General features: G+C 40.5%; 8 protein-coding genes, 8 tRNA genes and 1 rRNA gene. 1 reads left to right on the forward strand and 16 read right to left on the reverse strand.

Annotation, left to right across the window (positions count from 1 at the left end):
* Positions 1-16: 16 nt before the first annotated feature.
* The 7 genes from IGJ03_RS12365 to IGJ03_RS12395 all read right to left on the reverse strand — a co-directional run bounded on the left by IGJ03_RS12365 (position 17) and on the right by IGJ03_RS12395 (position 9,244).
* The gene (locus tag IGJ03_RS12365; protein WP_002368523.1) at positions 17-1,264 is read right to left on the reverse strand and encodes a peptidase U32 family protein; all 1,248 of its coding nucleotides are present in this window, start codon (positions 1,262-1,264) and stop codon (positions 17-19) included.
* Positions 1,265-1,291: 27 nt separating this feature from the next.
* Positions 1,292-2,212 (reverse strand): peptidase U32 family protein, encoded by a 921-nt coding sequence (locus IGJ03_RS12370; RefSeq protein ID WP_002354722.1) that lies wholly within the window; start codon positions 2,210-2,212, stop codon positions 1,292-1,294.
* A gap of 180 nt (positions 2,213-2,392) precedes the next feature.
* Positions 2,393-3,427, reverse strand: coding sequence for an FUSC family protein (locus IGJ03_RS12375; RefSeq protein ID WP_105223152.1), 1,035 nt, complete (start codon positions 3,425-3,427; stop codon positions 2,393-2,395).
* A 133-nt stretch (positions 3,428-3,560) separates the two neighbouring features.
* Positions 3,561-6,056 (reverse strand): ATP-dependent Clp protease ATP-binding subunit, encoded by a 2,496-nt coding sequence (locus IGJ03_RS12380; protein ID WP_002419939.1) that lies wholly within the window; start codon positions 6,054-6,056, stop codon positions 3,561-3,563.
* A 2-nt stretch (positions 6,057-6,058) separates the two neighbouring features.
* Complete coding sequence (locus tag IGJ03_RS12385) at positions 6,059-6,526, reverse strand: CtsR family transcriptional regulator (protein WP_002354715.1); 468 nt, start codon at positions 6,524-6,526, stop codon at positions 6,059-6,061.
* Positions 6,527-6,729: 203 nt separating this feature from the next.
* Positions 6,730-7,959: an aminotransferase class I/II-fold pyridoxal phosphate-dependent enzyme gene (locus IGJ03_RS12390; RefSeq protein WP_048737488.1), complete on the reverse strand. Its 1,230-nt coding sequence runs from the start codon at positions 7,957-7,959 to the stop codon at positions 6,730-6,732.
* The gene (locus IGJ03_RS12395) at positions 7,937-9,244 is read right to left on the reverse strand and encodes a PTS sugar transporter subunit IIC (protein ID WP_131750357.1); all 1,308 of its coding nucleotides are present in this window, start codon (positions 9,242-9,244) and stop codon (positions 7,937-7,939) included. Before IGJ03_RS12395 ends, IGJ03_RS12390 begins: the two co-directional genes overlap by 23 nt.
* Positions 9,245-9,389: 145 nt before the next feature.
* Between IGJ03_RS12395 and IGJ03_RS12400 the strand changes: the two genes are divergently transcribed.
* Positions 9,390-10,247, forward strand: coding sequence for a MurR/RpiR family transcriptional regulator (locus IGJ03_RS12400; protein WP_375804897.1), 858 nt, complete (start codon positions 9,390-9,392; stop codon positions 10,245-10,247).
* 45 nt (positions 10,248-10,292) lie between these two features.
* Here the strand turns inward: IGJ03_RS12400 and IGJ03_RS12405 are convergent.
* From IGJ03_RS12405 to rrf, 9 genes are all read right to left on the reverse strand, one after another.
* Positions 10,293-10,366: transfer RNA gene (locus IGJ03_RS12405), tRNA-Pro, on the reverse strand.
* 89 nt (positions 10,367-10,455) lie between these two features.
* A tRNA-Arg gene (locus IGJ03_RS12410) sits at positions 10,456-10,529 on the reverse strand.
* A 14-nt stretch (positions 10,530-10,543) separates the two neighbouring features.
* Positions 10,544-10,629, reverse strand: a tRNA-Leu gene (locus tag IGJ03_RS12415).
* A 15-nt stretch (positions 10,630-10,644) separates the two neighbouring features.
* A tRNA-Gly gene (locus IGJ03_RS12420) sits at positions 10,645-10,716 on the reverse strand.
* 4 nt (positions 10,717-10,720) lie between these two features.
* A tRNA-Thr gene (locus IGJ03_RS12425) sits at positions 10,721-10,796 on the reverse strand.
* Between the two features lie 6 nt (positions 10,797-10,802).
* Positions 10,803-10,884: transfer RNA gene (locus IGJ03_RS12430), tRNA-Leu, on the reverse strand.
* 16 nt (positions 10,885-10,900) lie between these two features.
* A tRNA-Lys gene (locus tag IGJ03_RS12435) sits at positions 10,901-10,973 on the reverse strand.
* Between the two features lie 6 nt (positions 10,974-10,979).
* Positions 10,980-11,052, reverse strand: a tRNA-Val gene (locus IGJ03_RS12440).
* A 14-nt stretch (positions 11,053-11,066) separates the two neighbouring features.
* Positions 11,067-11,182: ribosomal RNA gene (gene rrf / locus IGJ03_RS12445) — 5S ribosomal RNA — on the reverse strand.
* Positions 11,183-11,225 lie beyond the last annotated feature (43 nt).

An 11,225-nucleotide genomic window follows, 5' to 3' on the forward strand; every position in this document is an offset into this window, starting at 1 on the left:
CCTCCTTTTGGCTGGTTTATTTTTTCTTACGAATCATATCGCCGACTGCAACAGGTTGCGTCACTTCCATTGTTAATAACATCATGGGATTAGGTGCCCGATCGATCGCTTCACCGTCTTCATTATACATCTCTTTAACGGTTTGGTGGAAATGGGTAAACCCGGGACCATAAAATTCAATTTCATCGCCGACACTGAAAAGGTTCCGTTGACGAATCGTTGCGACTTGCGTCTTTTCGTTGTACGCAATCACTTCACCAACAAATTTATATTGTGGAATTTTACGACGTTCGCCGAATAATTGTTCATTTTCACTTGGTGTATTGTAATAAAAACCAGTTGCTAATTCACGTTGTGCTACTTTCCATAATTCATCAATCCACTCTTGTTGGCAGACATAGTTTTCAGGGTCTTCCATGTAAGAATCGACGGCTTTTTTATACACATTAGCGACTGTCGAAACATAGTGAATGGATTTCATGCGGCCTTCAATTTTAAAACTATCGACACCATTTTCAATTAATTCTGGAATATGTTCAATCATAGACATATCTACGGCGCTCATTGAAAACTCTTCTTCAACTTCCCCTTCGCTGGTTTTGCTCCGACGTTCTGTCCCAAAAGGCATATCAAATAACTCGTATTTCCAACGACAAGATTGAGAGCAACCGCCACGATTGGCATCCCGCATCGACATATGGTTGGATAAAGTACAACGTCCTGAATATGAAATACACATTGCTCCATGAATAAAGGCTTCAATCTCAATGTCCGTATTTTCACGAATCGCTGCAACTTCCTCCATTGAAACTTCGCGCGCTAATACCACACGTTCTAAGCCTTCATTTTTCCAAAATTCTAATGTTTCATAGTTGGTTGCTGAAGCTTGTGTCGATAAATGGATGGGTAAACCTGGTGCTTCTGTCGCACAAATTTCGATTAAAGCTGGATCGGAAACAATCACAGCTGAAATTCCGATGTCTCGCAATTCTCTGAAAAACGCTCCTGCCCCTTCCTGGTTTCCTTCATGAGTGACCATATTGGCAGCGACATAAACTTTCGCATTATGTTCGCGGGCAAAGGCTACGCCTTCCGCCATTTCTTCTGGCGTGAAATTTCCTGCGCGGCTACGCAGACCGTAGGCATTCCCTCCGATATAAACGGCATCGGCACCGTAACGAATTGCGACTTTTAGTTTTTCTAGCGTCCCGGCTGGAGCCAACACCTCGGGACGCTTCAATGTTCGTTCTGTCATTACTTTCATGTTCTTCTTCCCCTTAAATGAATCAATTTATTTTATTGCATCGGCACTTAAATCAAAGAAACCATTGTCTAAGCCACGACCTGTTGGATGTAATTTTTCAATTTCAGCTGTCGCATGAGCTGCTTGATCTTCTGACCAAGTTCCCGCTTCAAGTGCTGCTTTCGCTTCAGCAAATAAGCGAGCAATCGCGACAAAATTTTCACCTGGCGTGTAAAGGCCATCGAGCTTCCATGTACGATAGTGATGGTCATACAAGTTTGTTAACTCATTCATCAAGTTCACATCGTTATTGGCAAAAATATGCGTACCATGACTATCTTCATAAATGGAATAGTGGGTTTCTGGTTTTTTGGGTTCAGAAATAAACAGCCCTTCGTCTTTCGTAACCCCTTTGTCGTTCTTTGTGTAATTGTAGTAATTTTGAATTAATGGGCGTTTCGATTGATGAATACAGGTCGCCCCATAGACAAGAATTTCAGCTGGAACTGCTAAGTTTTCTTCCATTGCGACCATTTCTTCAAAAGGTACTTCCCGAGCTAGGACAGCTCCGATGGCTCCTCGTTTACTCCAAAAATTGATTTGACGTGAGCTCGTTACTAAGGTTTCACCATCATAAACGTAAGGAATTTCTAATCCATCTCGTTGCATAATAAACACAATACCTGGATCACCCAAAGTAATTTTATCGACGTTGATTTCTTTTAAAAATGTCAGATACTCTGGGACTAATTTCATTTTTTCAGGGTGCATAATGCCATTTACTGCAACTAGCACTTGTTTGCCCATTTCATGTGCACGTTTCACAATCTCGCGTTGTTCATCTCGTGTAAAAGATACGGGCAAACGCAACCCGAATGTTTCTTCTCCAATATATAATGTATCCACACCTGTTGCGAGTAATTCTACAGCCTGCTCAACAGATTCTGCAGTTGCAATCAGTTCAATCATAAATATAGCCTCCTTCTTTATGACCGTTTAATAGTATCATACGTTCACAAACTTTAAAAGAGCCTATCTGTATTAAACGTACATTTTTCACAATGTTTCCGAAAAAAATTTTGGTAGAGAAGCGCCATCCGCTTACCTACCAAATGCTCTTTTTTTAATTACTGGTCATCTGTTCTTTGGTCACTCGTTCAAGTGATATTTTCGTTCATAAAACGTTACTACAACGGTGAATAGCCACGCTGCTGCTAAGCCTAACAAGCTGCCTAAAACAATCCCTAAAAAGCGGAATTGAATCAACGTTATCACGTACTGCTGACGAACGAGCAATGACAGCATCAGAGCCATAGGCGTTGTGAAAAATTGCGCCAATCCATAATTACGACGAATAAAATACTCAACGGTCACAAATAAGATTGTAATCACGACAATCGATTCAAAAGTTGTCAAAGCTAAATTAAGCAGAAAAGCGGAAATAACCAATCCAATCGTTGTGCCAAAAATTCGCTGAATATTTCGCTGCTTAATCGCACGTAAATTGTCTCCTTGTAAAATGGATGCACAGGAAACGACTAACCAATACGGATTCTGTAAATGTAAACTTTCGCTGATATATACAGCAAAAAATAAGACAAAGCTATAATATATGCTATCTAATGGCGCTTCTGGATGCCGATAAATTCGTTCCCGTAATGATCGCTTAGTTAGCGGGGCACTGATTTCCTTCTCTGTAAAATGCAACACTAGTGCAAACAAAATAGAAAAGCCAATACCTAATAACATACAGCCACTCATGAACGGAATTTTTGCTAACGGAATACTCGTACTGGCACCCATCGCTGTCACCATCACACCAAAGAAGGCCCCTGGTTTTGAAATATCGTAGACTTCAAAGAAAAAGCGGCCACCAAAACCGACCAGTGCAACAACAATGGGAATAAGCCATGCAATATGGGTCGATAACATGCCTAACAAATTTCCTAAAAAAAGGTAACTACCGACCACAGATAAACGAGTCATTAACTGTTTTAATGGTAGCGGCTGATAATATAAAAAAGTAAAAATACCTAACGAGCCAAAGCTTGAAATCAATAATTGATGATTGATATAGCCCAAAAAAAGAATGCTGAACATAACCAAGCCAGCAAACACTAGTCGAAAAGGATTATCCTTTGGACGCTGATAATGTAGTAATTCTCGAAAAAAAGATTGTTCCATTCCATCACCCCTCCTTATTAACGTAGCACAGAAAAATCAATCTGGCAATTCTCAAAAAGAAATCGCCACTGGAAAATAGAAAAGCCTGGTATAAAAACCCTAAATGGTTTTTATACCAGACTTCGCATCTCATCTATACAGTTTGTAATTCTTTTGCTTCTGTTTTTGGTGCTTTTGGTGCCCGCACATTTAACGTAATTTTGCCTTTGCTAGCACCTAAGGTTACTTTATCCCCTAACTGAATTTGACCGGAAAGAAGGGCTTCACTTAAACGATCTTCCACTTCTTTTTGCAAGGCCCGACGAATTGGACGTGCGCCATATTCTGGATCAAACCCGACTTTACCAATAACTTCAATTGCAGCTGGTGTGATTTTCACTTTAACCTCTTGTTCGGCCATCCGTTTCACGACAGATTGACTCATAATTTTTACGATTTCATGAATTTCCTCTTGTTTCAAGGAATGGAAGACAACCGTTTCATCAATTCGGTTTAAGAATTCTGGACGGAAGGCTTTTTTCAATTCTTCCATGATTCGTTTTTGCATTAATTCATGATTTTTAGAAATGTCTTTCACATTGAAGCCGACATGTTTTTCTTCACGAATCGCTGTTGCTCCTAAGTTGGAGGTCATGATTAAAATCGTGTTACGGAAATCGACTTTTCGTCCTTTGGCATCCGTTAAATGGCCATCATCTAAGACTTGTAATAAAATATTAAAGACATCTGGATGGGCTTTTTCTACTTCATCTAGCAAAATAACGGAATAAGGACGTTGACGAATTTTTTCAGTTAGTTGGCCGCCTTCTTCGTAGCCGACATAACCTGGAGGAGAACCGATTAAACGGCTAGTACTGTATTTTTCCATAAACTCAGACATATCCACACGAATCAACGCTTCTTCGCTGCCAAACATCGCTTCGGCTAAGGCTTTGGCAAGTTCTGTTTTCCCAACCCCTGTTGGTCCTAAGAACATGAAGGAACCAATCGGTCTTGCTGGGTCTTTCAAGCCACTACGCGCACGACGGATAGCGCGTGAAACAGCTTCAACTGCTTCATTTTGGCCAACGACCCGTTGATGTAAAATGGTTTCTAATTCCATCAATCGTTCGCTTTCTTTCTTCTCTAGCTGCTGCAAAGGAACGCCTGTCCATTGTGAAACAACCCCAGCCACGTCTTCTTCTGTTACTTGTGTACTGTAACCAGACAGACTTTTTTCTTTCACTGCAATTAATTCTTCTAGTTTTTCCATCACTTGTTTTTCTTTTTGACGAATCCGAGCGGCACTTTCAAATGATTGGTTTTGAATGGCCTCTTCTTTTTCCGTAATTAAATGAGAAATTTCGGTACGCAATTCATTAATTTCTGAAGGTTGATCTGCCTTATCTAAACGAACTTTTGCTGCAGATTCATCCATTAAATCAATTGCTTTATCTGGTAATTGGCGGTCATTTAAATAGCGAATCGATAATTGAACTGCCGCATGTAGAGCTTCATCTGTAATTTCTACGCCATGATGTTTTTCATAGCGTGAACGCAAGCCTTTTAGAATTTCTTCTGCTTCTTCTGGCGTTGGTTCTGCTACTTGAATACGGGCAAAACGACGTTCCAAAGCGGCATCTTTTTCAATATATTTTTGGTATTCATCCAGAGTTGTCGCACCAATTGTTTGCAACTCGCCACGTGCTAAAGCAGGTTTTAAAATATTTGAAGCATCAATCGCCCCTTCTGCACCGCCAGCACCGATCAAGGTATGCAATTCGTCGATAAATAAAATGACTTGTCCATCTTGATAGATTTCATCGACAACTTTTTTCAAGCGATCTTCGAACTCACCTCGATATTTGGTTCCAGCAACCAAGGCACCCATGTCTAGCATCATTAAACGTTTGCCTTGCATATCTTCAGGGACTTCCCGGTTGACAATTTTCTGGGCTAACCCTTCTGCTATCGCTGTTTTTCCAACACCTGGTTCACCGACTAGGACAGGATTGTTTTTGGTACGGCGACTCAAAATTTGGATCAAACGACGGACTTCGGTCCCGCGACCAACTACTGGATCCAAACTTTGTTCTCGTGCTAACTTGGTTAAATCTCTTGCTAAAGAATCCAATGTTGGCGTCCCTTGTGGCGCATTTTTATTTTGACCATTCCGACGACGTTGTGCGCCATTGGGTTCGGAAACGCCCATTTTTTTCAATAATAATTGACGCATTTTGGATAAGCTTAATCCTAAATTCACTAAAATTCTAGACGCTAAAATTTCTTCGTCTCTTAACAAGCCTAATAATAAATGCTCGGTACCAATCTTTTGAGCCCCTAAGCGCTTCGCTTCATCTCCAGCATAGGCAAAGATTTGTTTGGCTCTTGGTGAATAAGGTAAGTATAAGTTGTTATTCCCCATTGGACTTTGCATGGTGCCATAGCCACTTAAATGCTCAATTTCTTCACGGATGTCTTCTGTGTCAGTATTCAATTGTCGTAATGTTTTTCCGGCAATCCCATTCGGTTCTAAAACGAGTGCTAATAATAAATGCTCAGAACCGACGGATTGATGACGAAAATACTTCGCTTCTTCTTGGGCAATCGCCAGTACGGCTTTCGCACTTTCTGTAAATAGTTCATCCATAGTTATTCCTCCTCATAGCTCAAGCGCTCTAAAAATGAACGCATTATTTGAGCTCTTAGAAAATCTTCGTGATTCCCCAGACCATTCAATGTGCTTTTACTTAAAGCAGCTAGCATTAAATTGCCTTCCTTTTTCGTAATCACTTCTTCTTCATACAATGTTTGAATAAATGTTAGCGCATCTTTTTCTGTTAAGGTTGCGCCAATCAATTGATCCATTTGTTTTAGTAATTGATCGTTATCTGAAATTTGTACTTTGACAATGCGAATATAGCCGCCTCCACCACGTTTACTTTCAACTGCGTAGCCTCGTTGGATGGTAAAACGTGTATTAATTACATAGTTAATTTGTGAAGGAACGCAATTAAATAAATTAGCCATTTCCGCCCGACGGATTTCAATTTTATTACTTTCTTCTAAAATCTTTTTTAAATAAGCCTCGATTAAATCTGACGTATTTTGATTACTCATAGTCTTCCATCCTTCTTCTCTCTTGACTAATATTGACCATTATTATATCGAACTTTGCCTATTAAATAAAGAGGAACGCTTTGACTTTAATAAAAAAATGCAAAACAGGAGGAGCAACCTCAGTCAAACTGACTTAAGTTCCCCTCCTAAAATTGAAAATATGTTATTGAATTACAGGCAGACAATGGCTCCGCCTTAATGTCTCACAAAAGCGTTTCTTCGCCGTAGGCTTGATCCAAGGCTTGCTGAATATCTTCGATAATAGATGTTGGCTCTTCCAAACCAACGTACATGCGAATGTGCGCTGGTGACAAGCCTCTTTTCTGAAGAGCCGCCAAGTTATTGCCTTTAAATACAGGCAAGGCCAAACTTTCAAAGCCACCCCAACTGACCCCAATTGTGACCAGCGTCAATGCGTTCACAAATGTTTTCAAACGTTCAAAATCGGTATCTTTTAAATCAATCGCAAACAATGAGCCATAACCTGTTAAATATTTTTCTGCTAACGCTTGTTGTTGTTGATTCCCTACAAAAGGATGATATAATCGACTGATTCGCGGATCCTTTTGCAAAGCCGACAGCACCGTTTGGATGGCTTGAGACTGATGCGCCAACCGAACGGGCATGGTACGAATACCTCGTAACGCTAACCAAGAATTGAAGGGACTATTGACTGCGCCTAATGCTTGATGACCATGTTCAAAAATTTGATCCACAAGCGCTGCTTTGCCAATGACAGCCCCTGCTACAATATCCGAATGACCACCAATATATTTGGAACAAGAATGAATCACCAGGTCCACATTATGGCATAAAGGATGCTGAAATAACGGTGACGCCCACGTGTTATCAATGACAGTGTATGCGCCAATTTTTTGTGCTAACGCAGTTATTTTTTCTAAATCTAGCAGTTCAAACTTTTGTGAGGACGGACTTTCAAAGTAAATGACTTTGGTGTTTTCCTGAACAAATTGAAAAAGTTCTTCTGTTTCTGCAACGTCTACTTTGGTCAAGGATACGCCAAATTTCTCTAAATATTGCACAAACGAAACAGATTCTCCATAAATTGTATTGACCATTAAAACATGATCACCTTGTTGGAGCAACGTAAACAGCGTTGCCGAAATAGCGCCCATTCCTGAGGCAAAAACTTTACATTTTTCTCCACGTTCCAAACGAGCAATTTTTTTCTCTAAAATTTCTGTTGTGGGGTTGGTGCCACGTGTGTAAACATAATTATTTTTTTCATCTATACTCGCTGCCATAAATTCTTCGTAAGTTGGAAAATAAAAGGAAGAGGTTTGAACCAACTCGGGCACCATCGGATGATACATTTTTTCCATTCCTTTTTCCACTTCACAGCAAATATTTTCATCATTCTCAACATGCATTTCCTTCACTCCTCTTTCTCTACAATGTTTCTGGTACTTCATGGGCTTCTTCTTTTTGATATTGTCGATCTAAGGCTTTTACAAATGGATAATAAATAACGACACTAGCCGCAACAGCTAAAACTTGCGTCACTGCACCTTGCCATTTTCCCACTAAAAAGCCCGAAAACAGAAAGGGCGTAGCCCATGGTGCTTGAATGTTTGTAAACATTGGCATGAACCCAATTTTCATTGACAGAAAGGCAATCAAGACCGATACAATCGGCGCGACCGCAATCGGAATCAATAATAAAGGGTTAAAAATAACTGGGAGTCCAAAAATCAAGGGTTCATTAATGTTGAAAAATGCTGGAACAAACGAAATTTTCGACATGGCTTTCATTCTAGATGAATGTCCGACGATGGCCATTGCAATAGCCAAGCCAATCGTGCAACCAGCGCCTCCAATTGTGGCAAATTGATCGAGCATTTGGACCGTGCCAAAGTTGCCACTTTGAGCAGTTAATTGTCCTAATTCCGCTAAGCTTTGGTTTTTGTCTGCATTCGCATACAAAATAGGATATAGCATGGAATTGATGACAGTTGGATGAATTCCAAACCACCAGAACAGTCCATTTAAGCCAGCCACAATAATAATTGCAAAAGGGGTTCCGATTAAACCTTGCAGTGGCGCTTGAATCACCGCATAAATTAATTGCGGGAAGGAATCCGCAAACGAAAGCCCAATCCCATTAATCAATAAAGCCACCGCTACCACAAAAATCCCAGGAATCAATGCACTAAAAGCTTGGCTCACCATAGAAGGCACGCTTTCAGGCATTTTGATGACTAATTTTTTCTTAATACAGAAACGAGTCAATTCAACCGAAAGAATTGACATAATAATGGCCGTAATCACCCCTTGCGTTCCTAACCAATCAAACGATAAAACTTTCGTCACAACTTCGCCTGATTCTGTGATCACCGTTTTCGGTAAAACGACTACGTAAGCAACAATTCCTAAAATTAATGAAGTTAAACGATCCATTTCGTAACTTTCCGCCAATTTATAGGACATCGTCCCAGCAAAAATAATTCCCATCATGTTGAAAGTTGCTCGATAAGCTGGTGAAATCATATCCGCCCAATCTGCACCGAAAATTCCAGCCATAAAATCGCCATACCCTGCTACTGGAAAATCTGTAATCAACATAAAAATCGACCCAATAATTGTTAACGGCATAATTGCAAAAAAACCATTTCTTAAGGCTTGAAAATAACGTAAACTTGTAATCCTTGAAACTTTAGGCACTACAGCTTGCTCCACCCAGTTTGTTAACTTATCCATTTCACTTCTCTCCTTAATCCTTTGTGATATCCTCATCATAAAGAAACCGCTTTCTGATGTAAATACAACTAACTGATTCTGTAACTATGTTTCATAATTCATACGCTTAAGGTATACTGAAAGCGAAACAAAGTACCACAGAGAGGTGAACCCATTGAATCTAATCGAATGTTTAGAACAAAAAGAACGCTATACATATAACGAAGGGCTAATTATTGATTTTATTTTATCTCATACTGAACGAGTCCTGCATATGTCGATTTATGAACTAGCAGAAGCCACCAACTCTTCAACCTCTACGATTGTTCGTTTGTGTAAAAAAACAGAGACTAGCGGTTTCAAAGAATTTAAAATCCGCTTGTCCCGCGACTTAGAAATTCACTACCAAGCAATCCGGAATGTTGATGCGAATATGCCTTTTTTAGCGCAAGATTCTGATTTACTAATTGCCAAGAAAATTGCGCAGTTAACGACTGAAACCGTTCAATCCACTCAAAAGTTATTAACCGAGGCCATGTTAAATAAAAGCATTGATTTACTTTTAACCGCTGAAAATATTTTAGCAGTGGGTGTCAGTAACTCCTACATTCGCTTAACAGATTTTCAAACAAAGTTATTACGCATTCAGCTATTTATCCATTTAATCCCTTATCAAGCTGAACAATTTTATTTAGCCATCAATGCCACCAAAAATGACGTAGCCATCCTCGTCTCTTACAGTGGTAACACTGCAGAAATCGTAAATGAAGCACGGATTTTTGCAGAAGGAGGCACCCCGATTATTGCCATTACTTCAGACTTGAACAGCCAATTAGCTAAATACGCCACAGTGATTTTGCCCATTCCTAACGTTGAACATGCAGATTTCAAAGTCTCAACCTTTTCCTCTCAACTAGCCATCGAATATATTCTCAATGTCCTTTATTCCTGTATTTTTAGTCGCAATTTCGATAAGAATTACACATCACAAAAAAATACACCTACTTCGATACTTAAATTTTAAACAAAACAAAAAAACAGTACTGATGATCAGTACTGTTTTTCACAATCGGGAAGACAGGATTCGAACCTGCGACCCCTTGGTCCCAAACCAAGTGCTCTACCAAGCTGAGCTACTTCCCGGGCTATGAAGTTAAAGTAATAAAAAAAGACTATCGAATTAAAAAGAAACTCACGTGCACCTTTTTAAAACTTAGTCAATCACTCAACTATGCACCCAAAGGGAGTCGAACCCCTAACCTTTTGATTCGTAGTCAAACACTCTATCCAGTTGAGCTATGGGTGCTAAATATAAAACAATGCCGAGGACCGGAATCGAACCGGTACGGTGATCACTCACCGCAGGATTTTAAGTCCTGTGCGTCTGCCAGTTCCGCCACCCCGGCGTAATGAATTGGCTAAGCGGAAAACGGGGTTCGAACCCGCGACCCCCACCTTGGCAAGGTGGTGCTCTACCACTGAGCTATTTCCGCAAAATGGTGCCGGCTAAAGGACTTGAACCCTCGACCCTCTGATTACAAATCAGATGCTCTACCAACTGAGCTAAGCCGGCTAAATATGCGGGTGAAGGGACTTGAACCCCCACGCCTTGCGGCGCTAGATCCTAAATCTAGTGCGTCTGCCAATTCCGCCACACCCGCAAATGAAATATGAATATGAGCCGTACAGGGCTCGAACCTGTGACCCTCTGATTAAAAGTCAGATGCTCTACCAACTGAGCTAACGGCTCAAAAAATGGAGGTTAACGGGATCGAACCGCTGACCCCCTGCTTGTAAGGCAGGTGCTCTCCCAGCTGAGCTAAACCTCCAAAAACAACAATTCGCGTGGCGACGTCCTACTCTCACAAAGGGAAACCCTTCACTACAATCGGCGCTAAGAAGCTTAACTTCTGTGTTCGGCATGGGAACAGGTGTATCCTTCTCGCTATCGCCACCACACTGGGTGTTGTTTCTTATTGAGTTGAATCTTCATTCACTCAAA

Source organism: Enterococcus sp. DIV1315a (assembly GCF_051712325.1).
Taxonomy (GTDB): domain Bacteria; phylum Bacillota; class Bacilli; order Lactobacillales; family Enterococcaceae; genus Enterococcus; species Enterococcus faecalis.

Coding starts and splice junctions, on each gene's coding strand:
- IGJ03_RS12365 (WP_002368523.1), bottom strand. CDS start 1,264: ATGAAAGTAATGACAGAACGAACATTGAAGCGTCCCGAGGTGTTGGCT.
- IGJ03_RS12370 (WP_002354722.1), bottom strand. CDS start 2,212: ATGATTGAACTGATTGCAACTGCAGAATCTGTTGAGCAGGCTGTAGAA.
- IGJ03_RS12375 (WP_105223152.1), bottom strand. CDS start 3,427: ATGGAACAATCTTTTTTTCGAGAATTACTACATTATCAGCGTCCAAAG.
- IGJ03_RS12380 (WP_002419939.1), bottom strand. CDS start 6,056: ATGGATGAACTATTTACAGAAAGTGCGAAAGCCGTACTGGCGATTGCC.
- IGJ03_RS12385 (WP_002354715.1), bottom strand. CDS start 6,526: ATGAGTAATCAAAATACGTCAGATTTAATCGAGGCTTATTTAAAAAAG.
- IGJ03_RS12390 (WP_048737488.1), bottom strand. CDS start 7,959: ATGAAGTACCAGAAACATTGTAGAGAAAGAGGAGTGAAGGAAATGCAT.
- IGJ03_RS12395 (WP_131750357.1), bottom strand. CDS start 9,244: ATGGATAAGTTAACAAACTGGGTGGAGCAAGCTGTAGTGCCTAAAGTT.